The sequence below is a fragment of the Mycoplana sp. ABR4_002 genome, assembly GCF_056159645.1.
On record NZ_JBSWVO010000001.1, the window covers coordinates 802,571 to 819,323 of the forward strand.

Sequence of the window (16,753 nt, forward strand, 5' to 3'; positions counted from 1 at the left end):
ACCATGGCCGTCGAGATCCGCAACAAAATCCGCTTCCTGCTGAACCACCAGCTCGTCGAGCTGTCGCAGGTGTCTCCCGTCCAGACGCTGCTGGATTTCCTGCGACTTGACCGGAGCCTGCGCGGCACCAAGGAAGGTTGCGCCGAGGGTGACTGCGGCGCCTGCACCGTGCTCGTCGGCCGGCTGCGCGACGGGACGCTCAAATACGAGACCGTCAACGCCTGCATCCGTTTCGTCGGCTCGCTCGACGGCTGCCATGTGGTGACGGTGGAATCGCTGGCGACGCCCGGCGGGCCGCTTCACCCGGTGCAGCAGGCGATGGTCGACACCCACGCCTCCCAATGCGGTTTCTGCACCCCGGGCTTCGTCATGTCGCTCTACGGGCTGTGGATGGAGACCCCCGGTCCTTCGGTCGAGCAGATCGAAAAGGCGTTGCAGGGCAATCTCTGTCGCTGCACCGGCTACGCCGCGATCATCCGCGCCGCCGAGGCGATCTCGTCGATCGGCGCGGTCGGCAAGGATCCCCTGGTCGCCGAGCGCGACGCGATCGGTCGCAGGCTTCGGGCGTTGAAGGACGGACGAAGGGTGGTCGTCGGGGAGGGCAAGGACCGCTTCGTCCTGCCGGCCTCGGTCGACGACCTGGCCGACCTCTATGCGGCCGAGCCGCAGGCCCGCATCGTCGCCGGCTCCACCGATGTCGGCCTGTGGGTGACGAAGTTCATGCGCGATATCGCTCCGGTGATCCACCTCAGCCACCTCGACGAGCTGCGCCGCATCGCGGTCGACGCCGAGGGCGTCACGTTCGGCGCCGGTGTCAGCTACAGTGAAGCCTATCCGCTGATCCGGCAGCATTTTCCCCAGCTGACCGAGCTGTGGGACCGCATCGGTGGCGCGCAGGTGCGCAACATGGGCACGGTCGGCGGCAACATCGCCAACGGCTCGCCGATCGGCGACACGCCGCCAGCGCTGATCGCACTCGGCGCCTCGGTGACCCTGCGCAAGGGCGAGGCCCGGCGATCCGTTCCGCTCGAGGATTTCTTCATCGAGTACGGCAGGCAGGACCGTCAGCCGGGTGAATTCGTCGAGTGCGTTCGGGTCCCGTTCCCCGACGCGGCCGACCATCTTGCCGTCTACAAGATCACCAAGCGGCTCGACGAGGACATTTCCGCGGTCTGCGGCGCCTTCCGCCTCGCGCTGGGCAGCGACGGCCGGGTCCGGGACGCCATCATCGCCTTCGGCGGAATGGCCGGCACGCCGAAGCGGGCGACCCATGCGGAAGCTGTGCTGCGCGGCAGGGCGTGGGACGAGACGGCGGTCGAGGCAGCGGTCGCGGCGCTGGCATCGGACTACACCCCGCTGACCGACTGGCGCGCCTCGGCGGAGTACCGCTTGCTGGTGGCTCAGAACCTGCTGCGCCGCTTTCATCTGGAAACGCAGGGCACGGCCGCGCTACGGCTCGACCGCAAGGCCCGGATCGCGGGTTGAGGGAGACAAGGCCATGAACGTGATGCAGCCCATCGACCGTATCCGCGGCGGCGTGCACGAGCAGGAACGCCACGAATCCGGCCACAAGCACGTGACCGGCGCGGCGGAATACATCGACGACATGCCGGAGCCGGCCGGCACGCTCCACGCCTATCTCGGACTGGCCGAGCGGGCCCATGCCGAGATCGGCGCGGTCGACTTCGCCGAGGTCGCCGCCAGCCCCGGCGTGGTCGGCATTCTGACGGCCAGCGACATCCCCGGCGACAACGATCTCAGCCCGGCGCACAAGCACGATGATCCGGTCTTTGCGACCGGCACGGTCGAGTTTTACGGCCAGCCGATCTTCGCCGTGATCGCCGCGACGCGCGAGCAGGCGCGGCGCGCCGCTTCGATGGTGAAGATCGACTATCGCGCCCTGCCGCACGTGACCGATGTCATCGAGGCGGCGGAGGCCGGCTATCCGCTGGTGATCGATCCGCTCAAGCTCGAGCGCGGCGACATCGAGGCCGGCTTTGCCAGGGCGAAGCATGTCGTCGCGGGCGAAATGCGCATCGGCGGGCAGGATCACTTCTATCTCGAAGGCCACGTCGCGCTCGCCGTTCCCGGCGAGGACGACGAGATCCTCGTGCATTCCTCGACCCAGCACCCGAGCGAGACCCAGCACATGGTCGGGCAGGTCCTTGGGATCGCATCGCACGCGGTGACCGTCAATGTCCGCCGCATGGGCGGTGCCTTCGGCGGCAAGGAAACCCAGGCGAACCTGTTTGCCGCGGTTGCCGCGCTGGCCGCGAAGAAGTTCGGCCGGGCGGTCAAGATCCGCCCCGACCGCGACGACGACATGACGGCGACCGGCAAGCGGCACGACTTTCATGTCGGCTATCGGGTCGGCTTCGATAATGAGGGCCGGATCGAAGCGGTGGACGCCACCTATGCGGCGCGCTGCGGCTTCTCCGCCGACCTATCCGGCCCGGTGACGGACCGGGCGCTGTTCCACGCCGACAACTGCTATTTCTACCCGCATGTGCGGCTGCGCTCGCGGCCGCTCAAGACCAATACGGTGTCCAACACCGCCTTCCGCGGCTTCGGCGGGCCGCAGGGCATGGTCGGCTGCGAGCGGATGATCGAGGAGGTGGCCTACGCCCTCGGCAAGGACCCGCTGGAAATTCGCAAGGCGAATTTCTACGGCGGCGAGGGGCGCAATCTGACCCCCTACCACCAGACGGTCGAGGACAACATCATCGCCCGGATCATCGAGGAGCTGGAAGGCTCGGCCGGCTATGCCGAGCGGCGCCGGGAGATCCTCGCCTTCAACCGGCAAAGCCGCATCATCAAGCGCGGCATCGCGCTGACGCCGGTGAAGTTCGGCATCTCGTTCACCAAGACCGAGTACAACCAGGCCGGTGCGCTGGTGCATGTCTATTCCGACGGCTCGATCCAGCTGAACCATGGCGGCACCGAGATGGGGCAGGGGCTCTACACCAAGGTGGCCCAGGTCGTCGCCGACGAGTTCCAGGTCGACCTCGACCGCATCCGCGTCACCGCCACCTCGACCGGCAAGGTGCCGAACACCTCGGCCACCGCGGCATCCTCCGGGTCCGACCTCAACGGCATGGCGGCGGCCGACGCCGCCCGGCAGATCAAGGCGAGGCTGGTGACGTTCGCGGCAGAGCGCCACGGCGTCCCCGAGGCCGAAGTCGTGTTCGAGCCGAACGTCGTCCGGGTCGGTGCGGAGCGTTTCGCCTTTTCAGATTTCGTCAGGGCGGCCTATGGCGCGCGCGTGCAACTGTCGGCCGCCGGCCACTACAAGACGCCCAAGATCCACTGGAACCGCGCCGAGGGCCGTGGCCGACCGTTCTTCTACTATGCCTACGGCGCCTCGTGCTCGGAGGTCAGCGTCGATACCCTGACCGGCGAGTACCAGGTCGATCGCACCGACATTCTCCACGATGTCGGCCGCTCGCTGAACCCGGCGCTCGACATCGGCCAGGTCGAGGGCGCCTTCGTCCAGGGCATGGGCTGGCTGACGACGGAAGAGCTGTGGTGGGACGACAAGGGCCGTCTGCGCACCCATGCGCCCTCGACCTACAAGATCCCGCTCGCCTCCGACCGGCCGCGCGTCTTCAACGTCCGCCTGGCTGAGTGGTCGGTCAACCGCGAGGAGACCATCCGCCGGTCCAAGGCCGTCGGCGAACCGCCCTTCATGCTCGGCATATCGGTGCTGGAGGCGATCTCTATGGCGGCGGCGAGTGTTGCGGATTATCGTACCTGCCCGCGCATCGATGCGCCGGCGACGCCGGAGCGCGTGCTGATGGCGGTCGAGCGGATGCGAAAGGCGGGCAAGGAGCAGGACCATGACGGCCGTCCGTGACACGTTGCGCGAGTTCCTGCGCGAGGAGCCGGACTGCGTGCTCGTCGAGGTGACGGGCGCCGACGGTTCGACCCCGCGCGACACCGATGCCTGGATGCTGGTCGCCCGCAGCCGCATCTTTGCGACCATCGGCGGCGGCCAGCTCGAATACATGGCGATCGACCATGCGCGCCGTGCCCTGCGTCAGGGTCGACCGGCGGAGCCGATGACGGTCCCGCTCGGCCCCGAGATCGGGCAATGCTGCGGCGGCCGCGTCGGCCTCGTCTTCAGGGGCATGACCGCCGCGCTGATGGCGGAACTGGTCGCCCGTGGCGACGCCGAGATCGCCGCCCGCCCCCACGTCTACGTCTTCGGCGCCGGCCATGTCGGCGACTGCCTCGCCATGGCGCTGTCGCTTGCGCCCGTGCGCACCGTTCTGGTCGACACGCGCGAGGACGAACTGGCCGCTTCCCGCGCGCACGGGGTCGAGACCTGTCTGACGGCGATGCCGGAGGCGGTGGTGCGCGCTGCGCCCGCCGGCAGCGCCTTCGTCATCCTCACCCACGACCATGCGCTGGATTTTCTGATCGCGGCCGAGGCGCTGAAGCGCGACGATGCCGCCTATGTCGGCATGATCGGCTCGAAGACGAAGCGGGTGACCTTCCGGAAATGGCTGGCGCGCGAGACCGGCACCCCGGAGCTGTTCCAGCGCCTCGTCTGCCCGATCGGCGGCGCGGCGGTAAAGGACAAGCGGCCGAGCGTGATCGCCACGCTGGCGGCCGCGGAGGTCCTGACGGCCGTGCTGACCCGCGCGGCGTCGGACGCGGAAGCGGGCATGGCTCCGGCTGCGCCGGTCGACCGTCCATAGGGGTCGGCGACCCGGCGGTCCGCCTTACTCCAGCATTTTGCCGATCAGCCGCTGGCAGCGCTCCGCCATGAAGTCGATCATCAGCCGGACTTTCGGGTCCTGGAAGCGCTTGTGCGGATAGATCGCGGCGAGCTGGACGCTGGCAGGCGGCGTGTCCTTCAGCAACTCCACGAGCCGCCCGTCGTTCAGGTGCGGCTTGACCTCGAACAACGGCTTGTTGATGATGCCGCGGCCCTCGAGCGCCCATTGCGTCAGCACGTCGCCGTCGTCGGAATCGTAGGGGCCGGCGATCTCCAGCTTGCGGGGGCCGTCCGGCGTCTGCAGCGTCCAGAAGTACTCCTTCGACCCGGGATAGCGCAGCAGCAGGCAGTCGTGACGGTCCTCGACGAGCGCGTCCGGGGTGGCCGGAATGCCGCGCTTGTCGAGGTAGGCCGGCGCGGCGCAGATGACGCGCTCGCAGTTGAGGATGCCGCGCATGCGCAGGTTCGAATCCTCGAGCACGCCGAGCTTGAAGGCGACGTCGACGCCCTCGTTGAGGATGTCGACGTTGTGGTCCGACAGCCGCAGCCGCACCTCGATGTCGGGGTACTTGTCGTGGAACTCGGGGATGCCCGGCGCGATTAGCCGCCGCCCGAGGCCGAGGGGCGCGGTGATCCGGAGCGAACCCTTGGGGTTGCGCGACAGATCGGCGATCGCGCTCTCGGCCTCGTTCACCGCCTCGATGATCTTCACCGCGCCCTGGTAGAACACCCGCCCGTGCTCGGTCGGCGACAGCTTGCGGGTGGTGCGGTTGAACAGCCGCACGCCGAGGTGCCGCTCCAGTTCCTTGATGCGGTTGCTGGCGACCGCCGGGGTCACCCGCTGGTCGCGGCCGGCTGCCGACAGGGTTCCGAGTTCGACCACCCGGACGAAGACGCGCACGTTGTCGAGATAGGACATAACACCCTCATATCACGGCGAAATGCCGAAGCGGCACGGTGATATTATAGATTTTTTTGAAAGTGTTGAGGATTGTCGCACGTTTTCGCGGCAATCGGCCGATGGCATTAATCCCCGAAACAGGGAGAGTTGCATGTACGAATTCGCCATCGCCTGGGACTGGCTGGCCTTCGCCGTCCGCTGGCTGCACGTGATCACCGCGATCGCCTGGATCGGCTCGTCCTTCTACTTCGTGGCGCTGGATCTCGGCCTGAAGCAGCGGCCCGACCTGCCGGTCGGCGCCTTCGGCGAGGAATGGCAGGTCCATGGCGGCGGCTTCTACCACATCCAGAAGTACCTGGTGGCGCCGGAGCACATGCCCGACCACCTCGTCTGGTTCAAGTGGGAGAGCTACGTCACCTGGCTGTCCGGCTTCGGCATGCTCTGTCTCGTCTATTATGCCGGTGCCGATCTCTACCTGATCGACCCGGCCGTGCTCGACGTCTCCAAGCCGATGGCAATCGCGATCTCGCTCGCCTCGATCGGCTTCGGCTGGATCGCCTACGACCTGATCTGCAAGTCGCCGCTCGGCAGGAACAACACCCGGCTGATGGTGATCCTCTACTTCATCCTGGTGGCCATGGCCTGGGGCTACACCCAGCTCTTCACCGGCCGCGCCGCCTTCCTGCATCTCGGCGCCTTCACCGCGACGATCATGTCGGCCAACGTGTTCTTCATCATCATCCCGAACCAGAAGAAGGTCGTCGCCGACCTGATCGCCGGCAAGGTGCCCGATCCGCGCCTCGGCAAGCAGGCCAAGCAGCGCTCCACGCACAACAACTACCTGACGCTGCCGGTGCTGTTCCTGATGCTGTCGAACCACTACCCGCTGGCCTTCGGCACCGAGTTCAACTGGATCATCGCCTCGCTCGTGTTCCTGATGGGCGTCACCATCCGCCACTACTTCAACACCCGCCACGCCGATGCCGGCAATCCGACCTGGACGTGGCTCGCGACCGCGCTGCTGTTCGTCGCGATCATGTGGCTGTCGACCGTGCCGAAGGTGCTCACCGGCGAGACGACGCAGGCAACCATCCCGGCCGCGGAGCAGCCCCTCCTGGCGGCTTCGGAGTTTCCGATGGTGCGCGACACCGTGCTCGGGCGCTGCGCCATGTGCCACGCCCGGGAGCCGGGCTGGGAGGGGATCGTCATCCCGCCGAAGGGTGTGATGCTCGAGACCGACAGCCAGATCGCCGAACACGCGCGCGAAATCTACCTGCAGGCGGGGCGGTCCCATGCGATGCCGCCCGCCAACGTCACGGCGATCTCGGACGACGAGCGCCGCCTGCTCGTCGCCTGGTACGAGCAGGCCATCAACGGAGGAAAGACCGAATGACCGAGCTTTTGATCCGCGGCCGCGTGCTCACTTTCGTCGACCAGCCGAAGGGGATCGACGACGGCGCGGCCTATCGCTACATCGAGGACGGCGCGGTGCTGGTGCGGGACGGCAAGGTCGTGCTCGCCGGCGCGCATGCCGAAGTCGCCCGTCTCGCCGCGCCCACGGTGCGGGTCGTCGACCATCGGCCGAACCTCGTGCTGCCGGGCCTGATCGACACCCACCTGCACTTCCCGCAGACGCAGGCGATCGCCTCCTACGGCGCGCAATTGCTGGAATGGCTGAACACCTACATCTTCGTCGAGGAACAGAAGTTCGCCCGCGCCGACCACGCCGCCTTCATCGCCGGTCGCTTCATGGACGAACTGCTGGCGAACGGCACGACCACGGCGGTGGCCTATTGTTCCGTCCATCCCGAAAGCGTCGACGCCTATTTCGCCGCCGCCGAGCAGCGCGGCATGCTGATGGTCGGCGGCAAGGTGATGATGGACCGCAATGCGCCGGAGGCGCTGCGCGACTCGCCGCAGCGGGGGTACGACGAAACGAGGGCGCTGATCGCCCGCTGGCACGGGCGCGGCCGGGCGCACTATGCGATCAGCCCGCGTTTCGCCATCACCTCCACGCCCGAGCAGATGGAGGCTACTCAGGCGCTCGTGCGAGAGCATCCCGAATGTTACGTGCAGACTCACCTGTCCGAAAACAGGGATGAGATCGCCTTTGCCATGTCGCTCTACCCGGAGGCGAAGGACTACACCGACATCTATGCGCGCTACGGCCTCCTGACGCGCAAGACGCTGCTCGGCCATTGCATCTACCTCAGCGACCGCGAAATCGCGGTGCTGGCGGAGACCGGCGCGGTCGGCACGTTCTGCCCGACCTCGAACCTGTTCCTGGGGTCGGGGCTGTTCGACCGCGACCGCTTCGACCGGCTGGGCGCGCGCTGGTCGGTCGCGACCGATGTCGGCGCCGGCACCAGCTTCTCGATGCTGGAAACGATGGACGAGGCATACAAGGTCCTGCATCTGCAGGGCCAGCGCCTGTCGCCGCTCCAGTCGTTCTACATGATGACGCTCGGCAATGCCCGGGCGCTCGACCTCGACCATCGCATCGGCTCGCTGCACGCCGGCGCCGAGGCCGACATCGTCGTGCTCGACAGCAGCGCCAAGTCCGCCATGGAGTTGCGCATGCGTACGGCAAGGTCCCTGCAGGACGAGTTGTTCATCCTGCAGACCATGGGCGACGATCGCTGCGTGGCGGAGGTCTATGTTGCCGGCGTGCCGATGAAGGCGAAGAAGGGCACGCCCGCCGGCGAAGGGTCGAGCCGCGCCGCCCGACCCCTCGTGACCGCCTGAGCAGGACGTCTGCCGTACCGGTCTGAGCCGGCGGATGCCGTTGGCGTCGCCAGCGTCAGGGTCGCCCCCTAAGAAAGACTGCCGAGGCGGTGATCGTCGCCGCCTCCGCACACGGTCATCGCGGTGGCGGCTGGCCGCCCATCGCTCGCGTCAGCGCGTCGGCGGCCTCCCCGACGACCGGGCCGAACGCCGCGAGCTTGTCGTCCGGAAGCCGCACCGCCGGCCCCGACACCGATATCCCGGCAATGGCCTCGCCGTACTCGTTGAAGATTGGCGCGGCGATGCAGCGCATGCCGAGCGTGTGCTCCTCGTCGTCGACGGCCCAGCCTCGGCTGCGCGCGGCCGACAGGTCCTGCAGCAGCAGCGGCAGGCTGTCGCGCGTCGTCGCGGTGAAGCGTGCCAGCGGCCGCTTGGCCAGCAAGCGTTCGACCTCGGCCGCCGGCCATGCCGACAGGATCGCCTTGCCGATCCCGGAGGCGTGGATCGGTCCGCGCCGGCCCGGGCGGAAGAAGGCACGCATGGGCGCGTGGCTTTCGACCTGGGAAATGAAGACGACGTCTCCTTCGTCCTCCACACCGATATTGGCGGTCTCGCCACAGCTTTCCATCAGGTGCTTCAGGAACGGGCGGCTGATCGTTCCGAGTTTGCGGAAGCGCAGGAAGGCGTTGCCGATCTCGAAGGCTTTCAAGCCGATCGTCCAGGCACCCGTCTCCGCATCGTGTGCCACCATGCCGTGATTGGCGAGCGATGTCAGCAACCGGTGCACGGTCGAGGGCGCCATGCCCGTCCGGTCCGACAGGGCGGTCAGGGTGGAGCCGTCGTGCTCGGCGACAAGGGCGAGCAGCGCCAGGCTGCGGTCCAGCACCTGGACCGAGGTGGGGGCCGCGTTTTCCCCTGCCTTGCGCCCGCGCTTGCCCTTGCCCGTCGATTCCATGCCGCCCTCCAACTGACCCGCCGCCGCATCATCCTCTAGCAGCCGCCGTCGCGATTATCTTCGATTTCTTGAAAATCTTTATTTCCACATGATGGGAATGATTTCCATTTTATAATTGCCTGCCGGTCCGGTTGCGTTATCGTCTCGACAAACAGGAGGAGATCCCATGGTCAAGATGCGTGCGGTCGATGCGGCGGTTCTGGTGCTGGAGAAGGAAGGCATCGACTGTGCCTTCGGCGTTCCCGGAGCGGCGATCAATCCGTTCTACTCGGCGCTGAAGGCCCGCGGCAGTGTGCGCCACGTGCTGGCGCGCCATGTCGAGGGCGCCTCGCACATGGCCGAGGGCTATACCCGCGCCAGGCACGGCAACATCGGGGTCTGCATCGGCACGTCCGGCCCGGCCGGAACCGACATGATCACCGGCCTCTACTCGGCCTCGGCGGACTCCATCCCGATCCTCTGCATTACCGGCCAGGCGCCGCGCGCCCGTCTCGACAAGGAGGACTTCCAAGCGGTCGACATCGCCAAGATCGCGGCGCCCGTGACCAAGTGGGCGGTCACCGTCATGGAGCCGGCGCTTGTGCCCTTCGTGTTCCAGAAGGCGTTCCATCTGATGCGCTCCGGGCGGCCGGGGCCGGTGCTGATCGATCTGCCGGTCGACGTCCAGCTCGCCGAGATCGAGTTCGATGCCGACACCTACCAGCCGCTCGAGCCCTACCGGCCGGCGGCGACCCGCGCCCAGGCGGAGAAGGCGATCGCCATGCTCAATGCGGCCGAGCGCCCGCTCATCGTCGCCGGCGGCGGCATCATCAATGCGGACGCCTCCGACCTTCTGATCGAGTTCGCCGAGATCACCGGCGTGCCGGTCATCCCGACGCTGATGGGCTGGGGAACGATCCCCGACGATCATCCGCTGATGGCGGGCATGTGCGGCCTGCAGACCTCGCACCGCTACGGCAATGCCAGCCTGCTGGCGTCGGATTTCGTCTTCGGCATCGGCAACCGCTGGGCCAACCGCCACACCGGTAACGTTCCAACCTATACCGAAGGCCGCAAGTTCATCCACGTCGACATCGAGCCGACCCAGATCGGCCGCGTCTTCCCGCCGGACTTCGGCATCGTCTCCGATGCCGGCGCCGCCTTGAAGCAGTTTCTCGACGTGGCGACGGAGTGGAAAACCGCAGGCAGGCTGCGCGACTGGAGCGGCTGGGCCGAGGAGTGCCGCGGCCGCAAGCGCACCATGCTGCGCAAGACCCATTTCGACCAGACGCCGCTCAAGCCGCAGCGCGTCTACGAGGAGATGAACAAGGCCTTCGACCGCGACACCTGCTACGTCACCACGATCGGGCTGAGCCAGATCGCCGGCGCCCAGTTCCTGCACGTCTACAAGCCGCGCAACTGGATCAACTGCGGCCAGGCCGGCCCGCTCGGCTGGACGCTGCCGGCCGCGCTCGGGGTCCGCGCCGCCGATCCCGAGCGACCGATCGTGGCGCTGTCGGGCGACTACGACTTCCAGTTCATGATCGAGGAACTGGCCGTCGGCGCCCAGCACAAGCTGCCCTATCTGCACGTGGTCGTGAACAACTCCTATCTCGGCCTGATCCGCCAGGCGCAGCGCGGCTTCGACATGGACTTCGAGGTCAGCCTCGCCTTCGAGAACATCAACGCCAGTGGCGATGCCGAGAAGGGCTACGGCGTCGACCACGTCGCCGTCGCCGAGGGGCTCGGCTGCAAGGCAATCCGGGTGCGTAGCGCCAACGAGTTCCAGGAGGCCTTCGCCAGGGCAAAGACGCTGATGGCGGAGCACCAGGTCCCGGTCGTCATCGAGTTCATTCTCGAACGCGTCACCAACATCGCCATGGGGCCGGACATCAACGCCGTGGTGGAGTTCGAGGATCTGGCGGAACGCGGCGAGGACGCCCCGACGGCAACGCTGGCGCTGCTGGACTGATCAAGGAAACAGGAGGAGTGACGATGCCGAAATTCGCGGCAAACCTGACCATGCTGTTCAACGAGGCGCCGTTCCTGGAGCGCTTCGCCCTTGCCGCCAGGGCAGGGTTCGAGGGGGTGGAATTCCTCTTTCCCTACGAGTTCCGGAAGGAGCATCTGCGCGCGGCGCTCGACGCCAACGGTCTGGTGCAGGTCCTGCACAACCTGCCGGCGGGGGACTGGGCCGGCGGTGAGCGGGGGATCGCCATCCTGCCCGCCCGGGTCGACGAGTTCCGGCGCGGCGTCGCGGCAGCGGTCGACTACGCCACCGCGCTCGGCTGCCGGCAGGTCAACTGCCTTGCCGGCATCGCGCCGGCCGGTGTCGAGGACGCGGTCCTGCGCGGCACCTTCATCTCGAACCTCGCTTTCGCGGCGGCGGAGCTCGGAAAGAACGGCATCCGGCTGCTGATCGAACCGATCAACCGCTTCGACATTCCGGGATTCTACCTCAACACCCCCGACCAGGCGGCCGAGATCATCGCCGCCGTCGGCAGCGACAACCTGTTCATCCAGTACGACCTCTATCACCAGCAGCGCACCGAGGGCGAACTGGTCGCCACCTTCCGGCGGCTGCAGCGTCAGATCGCCCATGTCCAGCTCGCCGACAACCCCGGGCGCAACGAACCGGGCACCGGCGAGATCAACTATCCCTTCGTCTTCGACGCGCTCGATGCGGCCGGATACGACGGCTGGGTCGGCTGCGAATACAAGCCGCGCACGACCACGTCGGAAGGGCTCGGATGGCTGGCCGCGACCGCGGCGCAGCCCGGCGCAGACATCATCAGGATCAGGAGCTAAGCATATGGCAAGAATCGGTTTCATCGGGCTGGGGATCATGGGCACGCCGATGGCGCGCCACCTGCAGGACGCCGGCCACACCGTCGTCACCTCGCGGTTCGTTATTCCGCCGCGCCAGGAACTCGTCGACAACGGCCTGCAGTTCGTCGAGACGCCGAAGGCGTTGGCCGAGGCGGTCGACACGATCATCCTGATGCTGCCCGACACGCCCGAGGTCCAGGACGTCCTCTTCGGCGAGAACGGCGTCGCCTTCGGCCTGTCGGGCGGCAAGCTCGTCATCGACATGAGCTCGATCTCGCCGATCGAGACAAAGGAGTTTGCACGGAGGGTGCGCGAGACCGGCGCCGAGTATGTCGATGCGCCCGTCTCCGGCGGCGAGGTCGGCGCGAAGAATGCCTCGCTGTCGATCATGGCCGGCGGCACACCGGAGAGCTTCGAGCGGGCGTTGCCGCTGTTCCAGCTGATGGGCAAGAACATCACCCTCGTCGGCGACTGTGGCGACGGGCAGGTTACCAAGGTCGCAAACCAGATCATCGTCGCGTTGACGATCGAGGCCGTTTCCGAGGCGCTGGTCTTCGCCTCCAAGGCCGGCGCCGACCCGGCGCGGGTGCGTGAGGCGCTGATGGGCGGCTTCGCCTCCTCGCGCATCCTCGAGGTGCACGGCGAGCGCATGATCAAGCGCACCTTCGACCCGGGCTTCCGCATCTCGCTGCACCAGAAGGACCTGAACCTAGCGCTGCAGGGGGCGAAGTCGCTGGGCATTTCCCTGCCCAACACGGCCGCGACGCAGGAGCTGTTCAACAACTGCGCGGCCAACGGCGACAGCGGCCTCGATCACTCGGGTCTCGTCAAGGCTCTGGAACGCATGGCCAACCACGCGGTCGCCTGACGAACCGGCCGGGCGGCTCGGGGAGAGGCCGCCCGGTCCACTTGAGCGGCAAAGGGAGGAAGACATGCCGGCAATCGCCAAGCCGAGGGCGTTTCTGGAATCGCTGTTCGACGCGGCCGTTGCCGCCGCCGATCCGGAGAGGGTGCTCGCGGCCAGCCTGCCCGAGCCGCCGAAAGGCCGGACGGTCGTCGTCGGCGCCGGCAAGGGCGCGGCCCAGATGGCGCGCGCCTTCGAGCAACTGTGGCAGGCGCCGCTCTCCGGCGTCGTCGTCACCCGCTACGGCTATGGCACGCCGTGCGAGCGGATCGAGGTCATCGAGGCCGCGCATCCGCTTCCCGACGAGAACGGGCTGGTTGCCTCGCGCCGCCTGCTCGGCGCGGTCGCGGGCCTCAGCAAGGACGACCTTGTCGTCGCGCTGGTCTGCGGCGGCGGTTCGTCACTCTTGCCGCTGCCGCCGAACGGGCTGGCGCTGGAAGACGAGATCGCCGTCAACCGGGCCCTGCTCGCCTCCGGTGCTCCGATCAGCGCCATGAACACCATCCGGAAGCACGTCTCCGGTATCAAGGGCGGCCGGCTCGCCGCCGCCGCCTGGCCCGCCAGGGTGGTCTCGCTGGTGGTGTCGGACATTCCCGGTGACGACCCGGCGCTGGTTGCGTCGGGTCCGACCATCCCCGATGCCGGCACCCGCGCCGACGCGTTGCGGATCGTCGAGCGCTACGGCCTCGACCTGCCGGCCCGGGTGATCGCCCACATGCAGACCGAGCGAGCGTCGGCGCCGCTGCCGGACGATCCGAGATTCTCCCGCAACGCGGTGCGTCTTGTCGCCTCCGCGGCGGTCTCGCTCGACGCCGCCGCCGCCGCCGCGCGGGCCGCCGGCGTCGACGCGGTGATCCTGTCCGACGCGATCGAGGGCGAGGCGAGCGACGTCGGGCGCGTCCACGCCGCCATCGCCCGCGAGGTGGCAGGCCGGAACCGGCCCTTCGCCAAGCCGGTGGTGATCCTGTCGGGCGGCGAGACGACCGTCACGATCCGGGGTCGGGGCAGGGGCGGGCGCAACAGCGAGTTCCTGCTCGCGCTTGCGCTCGGCATCGAAGGTGCGCCGGGCATCGCCGCGCTGGCGGCCGACACCGACGGCATCGACGGCTCGGAGGACAATGCCGGGGCGTTTGCCGACGGCGAAACGATCGCCCGCCTGCGCGATCGTCGCCTCGACGCTGCCGCCCTGCTGCGGAGCAACGACAGCTGGTCGGCCTTCTCGGCCCTGGGCGACCTGTTCGTGCCCGGCCCGACCGGCACCAACGTCAACGACTTCCGAGCGATCCTCGTTCAGTAGCCCCAGAGAGTTCCGGTGCGAGGCGCACGTTTGCCTGCATCCGGCCCGGCGCTCGGACCACGGGGCGATCGCCCGAGTCCGAAAATCGGGGATGACTCCTCATTGTCGCCGACCGACCGTCATGAGAACATAGGAATGCCGGATTTCGGCGATGATTCTCGCGTCCAGCATGTGGCATGGCAAGGAACTGGGCACGGCGCGTGCTCCGGGGTTGAGGCGGACGGCAGCAGCCTTTAGGAGAGTGCGAGGCAAACGTCGAACTTGCCGGAGACGGGTGGTACTGTGATCGATCCCTATGACATTATCGGTGTCGCGCGCGACGCCAACACGGCCTCGATCAAGGCCGCCTACCGCCGCCGCGCGAAAACCGCCCACCCCGATTCCGGCGGCGATGTCGATACCTTCGGCCGGCTGAAACTGGCCTATGAACTGCTTCTCGATCCCGTCCGGCGCAAGGTCTATGACGACACCGGCTACGACCCGCAGCTTGCCGACACCAAGGATCTCAAGGGCCTCATGGTGCTGGAGAAGCTCATCAACGAGGTGATCCTCGACGAGCGCGAGCCCGGCAGCTTCGACCCGATCGCCACAATCCGCCGCAAATTGACGAACGAGATCGTCAACGCCCGATTCCACATCATGGAAATGGAGCGCCATCGCGCCCGCATCCGCAACCACATGGACCGGGTCGGCAAGCGTCCCAGCACCGACGTCTTCGGCAGCATGCTGCGTGCCCGCAGCGAGGCCATTGCCGAGGCGATCGGCAAGGCCGAGGCCCAGATCAAGGACATCGAGCAGGCCTATGGCATGCTCGACGGTTATTCCTACGAGGTCGAAGTGGAAATCGAAGCCCGAAACGCAGCGGAGTAGGCGCGGCGGCGACAATCACCCTTGCCGGACGCTACAGTTCGTCCGTCGAGACTTCATAGAGTTCCTCGCCGGTCTTGGCGTCCACCCCGACCAGGCTGACGTCGTAGCCCCAGAGATGCCGAATGTGGCGCAGGGTCGCGTCCCGGTTGCCTTCGTCCAGCAGCACGCGGTTCTTGACATTGTGCCGCAGCCTGAGTTGCCGGTCGCCCAGAAGGTCCACGTCGACCACCTGGATGTCCTGCTGGTTGGCGCCGATGTCGTAGCTGCGGGCGAGCCCGGTGCGGATGGACTGGTATCCGCGCTCGTTGTGGATCGAGGCCACTTCGTAAAAGTTGTCTCCGGACCGGTCGGTCAGGCGAAACAGCCGGAACTTCCGGATCAGCGCCGGGCTCAGATATTGCAGGATGAAGGACTCGTCGCGATGGTTTGCCCAGGCGTCGAGCAGCGTTTCCAGCCAGTTGCCATTGCCCGCGATCTCGGGAAACCAGTCCCGGTCCTCCTCGGTCGGATCCGTGCTGATTCGCTGGATGTCCTGCATCATGGCGAAGCCGAGCGCATAGGGATTGATGCCGGAAAAGCGCGGATCGTCGAAGCCGGGCTGGAACACGACGTTGGAATGGCTCTGCAGGATTTCCAGCATGGCGCCTTCGCTGATCTGGTCCTTCTCGAACAGCCGGTTCATGATCGTGTAGTGCACGAAGGTTGCGCAGCCCTCGTTCATCACCTTCGTCTGGCGCTGCGGATAGAAGTACTGGGCGATCACCCGCACGATCCGGAGCAGCTCCCTCTGCCACGGCTCCAGGATCAGGCTGGTCTTCTCGAGGAAGTAGAGCAGGTTCTCTTCCGGCAGGTTCAGCGCCTTCTTGCGCTCCGAGGCGTCGCGCTCGGCCTCGGCCCGGTCGCCGGGACTGGCGGAGGGCGGCAGCGTCCGCCACAGGTCGTTAAAGGTCTGCTCCTCGTATTCCAGCCGCTCGCGCGCCCGCTCGCGTTCCTTCTCCGACGACAGCCGCGGCGGGCGGCGATAGCGGAAGACGCCCTGGTCCATGATCGCGTGCGCCGAGTCGAGGATGACCTCGACGGCCTGGGTGCCGTGCCGCTCCTCGCACTTGGCGATGTATTTCTTGGCGAACTCCATATAGCTCAGGATCGCGCTCGCATCGGTCCATTGGCGGAACAGGTAGTTATTCTTGAAGAAATGGTTGTGGCCGAAGGCGGCATGGGCGGTGACCAGCGCCTGCATCGCCATGGTGTTTTCTTCCATCAGGTAGACGATGCAGGGGTTGGAGTTGATCACCAGCTCGTAGGCGAGGCCGCGTCGCCCCTTGCGGTAGAGGTGGTCCTCGAACACGAACCGCTTGCCGAACGACCAGTGCTGGTACATCAGCGGCATGCCGACCGAGGAATAGGCGTCGAGCATCTGTTCCGACGAGATGATTTCCATCTGGTTCGGGTAGACGTCGAGGTGCAGTTCGTCGAGCGCCACCGTCTCGATCGCGTCGTAGGTGCGCGAGAGGGTGGCGAAATTCCAGTCAGAACTGTGAAACAGGAGCTTGTCGGCCCGTGGCTTCATGGCG

Annotated in this window: 13 protein-coding genes; 10 read left to right on the top strand and 3 right to left on the bottom strand. The window is 67.1% G+C overall.

The window, feature by feature from the left end; genetic code table 11:
* Positions 1-3 precede the first annotated feature (3 nt).
* From xdhA to xdhC, 3 genes are read left to right on the top strand one after another with little or no spacing between them, the layout of a single operon-like run.
* On the top strand, positions 4-1,485 hold the full coding sequence (gene xdhA, locus ACXAGF_RS03850; protein ID WP_475014600.1) for a xanthine dehydrogenase small subunit: 1,482 nt from the start codon (positions 4-6) through the stop codon (positions 1,483-1,485).
* A 13-nt stretch (positions 1,486-1,498) separates the two neighbouring features.
* Positions 1,499-3,853 carry a xanthine dehydrogenase molybdopterin binding subunit gene (gene xdhB, locus ACXAGF_RS03855; protein ID WP_475014602.1) on the top strand — a complete coding sequence of 785 codons (2,355 nt, stop codon included), beginning with the start codon at positions 1,499-1,501 and terminating at the stop codon, positions 3,851-3,853.
* Positions 3,837-4,700 carry a xanthine dehydrogenase accessory protein XdhC gene (gene xdhC / locus ACXAGF_RS03860; protein ID WP_475014603.1) on the top strand — a complete coding sequence of 288 codons (864 nt, stop codon included), beginning with the start codon at positions 3,837-3,839 and terminating at the stop codon, positions 4,698-4,700. The genes xdhB and xdhC overlap by 17 nt, the downstream gene beginning before the upstream one ends.
* 24 nt (positions 4,701-4,724) lie before the next feature.
* On the opposite strand, the gene ACXAGF_RS03865 is transcribed toward xdhC, so the two are convergent.
* A complete protein-coding gene (locus ACXAGF_RS03865; protein WP_475014605.1) occupies positions 4,725-5,639 on the bottom strand; it encodes a LysR family transcriptional regulator in 915 nt (304 codons plus the stop codon).
* A 133-nt stretch (positions 5,640-5,772) separates the two neighbouring features.
* Here ACXAGF_RS03865 and ACXAGF_RS03870 point away from each other — a divergent pair, with 133 nt between their 5' ends.
* Together ACXAGF_RS03870 and guaD are read left to right on the top strand one after the other, a co-directional pair.
* Entirely contained in the window at positions 5,773-7,014 is a 1,242-nt protein-coding gene (locus tag ACXAGF_RS03870) for a urate hydroxylase PuuD (RefSeq protein WP_475014606.1), read from the top strand.
* A complete protein-coding gene (gene guaD / locus ACXAGF_RS03875; protein ID WP_475014607.1) occupies positions 7,011-8,366 on the top strand; it encodes a guanine deaminase in 1,356 nt (451 codons plus the stop codon). Before ACXAGF_RS03870 ends, guaD begins: the two co-directional genes overlap by 4 nt.
* Positions 8,367-8,481: 115 nt before the next feature.
* On the opposite strand, the gene ACXAGF_RS03880 is transcribed toward guaD, so the two are convergent.
* A complete protein-coding gene (locus ACXAGF_RS03880; RefSeq protein WP_475014608.1) occupies positions 8,482-9,300 on the bottom strand; it encodes an IclR family transcriptional regulator in 819 nt (272 codons plus the stop codon).
* Between the two features lie 166 nt (positions 9,301-9,466).
* Between ACXAGF_RS03880 and gcl the strand changes: the two genes are divergently transcribed.
* From gcl to ACXAGF_RS03905, 5 genes are all read left to right on the top strand, one after another.
* Entirely contained in the window at positions 9,467-11,251 is a 1,785-nt protein-coding gene (gene gcl, locus ACXAGF_RS03885) for a glyoxylate carboligase (protein WP_475014609.1), read from the top strand.
* A 23-nt stretch (positions 11,252-11,274) separates the two neighbouring features.
* Entirely contained in the window at positions 11,275-12,087 is an 813-nt protein-coding gene (hyi, locus tag ACXAGF_RS03890) for a hydroxypyruvate isomerase (RefSeq protein ID WP_475014611.1), read from the top strand.
* Positions 12,088-12,091: 4 nt separating this feature from the next.
* Positions 12,092-12,976, top strand: a complete 885-nt coding sequence (locus ACXAGF_RS03895) for a 2-hydroxy-3-oxopropionate reductase (protein ID WP_475014612.1) — start codon at positions 12,092-12,094, stop codon at positions 12,974-12,976.
* Positions 12,977-13,040: 64 nt separating this feature from the next.
* Positions 13,041-14,309, top strand: coding sequence for a glycerate kinase type-2 family protein (locus ACXAGF_RS03900; protein WP_475014614.1), 1,269 nt, complete (start codon positions 13,041-13,043; stop codon positions 14,307-14,309).
* 282 nt (positions 14,310-14,591) lie between these two features.
* Entirely contained in the window at positions 14,592-15,179 is a 588-nt protein-coding gene (locus ACXAGF_RS03905) for a J domain-containing protein (protein WP_475014615.1), read from the top strand.
* A 31-nt stretch (positions 15,180-15,210) separates the two neighbouring features.
* Here ACXAGF_RS03905 and ACXAGF_RS03910 read toward each other — a convergent pair whose 3' ends face one another.
* Positions 15,211-16,749 (bottom strand): SpoVR family protein, encoded by a 1,539-nt coding sequence (locus ACXAGF_RS03910; RefSeq protein WP_475014617.1) that lies wholly within the window; start codon positions 16,747-16,749, stop codon positions 15,211-15,213.
* Positions 16,750-16,753 lie beyond the last annotated feature (4 nt).

What these genes read in the sequence shown, in the direction of transcription:
- ACXAGF_RS03870 (WP_475014606.1), top strand. Translation starts at nt 5,773, where the DNA reads ATGTACGAATTCGCCATCGCCTGGGACTGGCTGGCCTTCGCCGTCCGC.
- ACXAGF_RS03900 (WP_475014614.1), top strand. Translation starts at nt 13,041, where the DNA reads ATGCCGGCAATCGCCAAGCCGAGGGCGTTTCTGGAATCGCTGTTCGAC.
- ACXAGF_RS03865 (WP_475014605.1), bottom strand. Translation starts at nt 5,639, where the DNA reads ATGTCCTATCTCGACAACGTGCGCGTCTTCGTCCGGGTGGTCGAACTC.
- xdhB (WP_475014602.1), top strand. Translation starts at nt 1,499, where the DNA reads ATGAACGTGATGCAGCCCATCGACCGTATCCGCGGCGGCGTGCACGAG.
- gcl (WP_475014609.1), top strand. Translation starts at nt 9,467, where the DNA reads ATGGTCAAGATGCGTGCGGTCGATGCGGCGGTTCTGGTGCTGGAGAAG.
- ACXAGF_RS03880 (WP_475014608.1), bottom strand. Translation starts at nt 9,300, where the DNA reads ATGGAATCGACGGGCAAGGGCAAGCGCGGGCGCAAGGCAGGGGAAAAC.
- xdhA (WP_475014600.1), top strand. Translation starts at nt 4, where the DNA reads ATGGCCGTCGAGATCCGCAACAAAATCCGCTTCCTGCTGAACCACCAG.
- xdhC (WP_475014603.1), top strand. Translation starts at nt 3,837, where the DNA reads ATGACGGCCGTCCGTGACACGTTGCGCGAGTTCCTGCGCGAGGAGCCG.
- ACXAGF_RS03910 (WP_475014617.1), bottom strand. Translation starts at nt 16,749, where the DNA reads ATGAAGCCACGGGCCGACAAGCTCCTGTTTCACAGTTCTGACTGGAAT.
- ACXAGF_RS03895 (WP_475014612.1), top strand. Translation starts at nt 12,092, where the DNA reads ATGGCAAGAATCGGTTTCATCGGGCTGGGGATCATGGGCACGCCGATG.
- hyi (WP_475014611.1), top strand. Translation starts at nt 11,275, where the DNA reads ATGCCGAAATTCGCGGCAAACCTGACCATGCTGTTCAACGAGGCGCCG.
- guaD (WP_475014607.1), top strand. Translation starts at nt 7,011, where the DNA reads ATGACCGAGCTTTTGATCCGCGGCCGCGTGCTCACTTTCGTCGACCAG.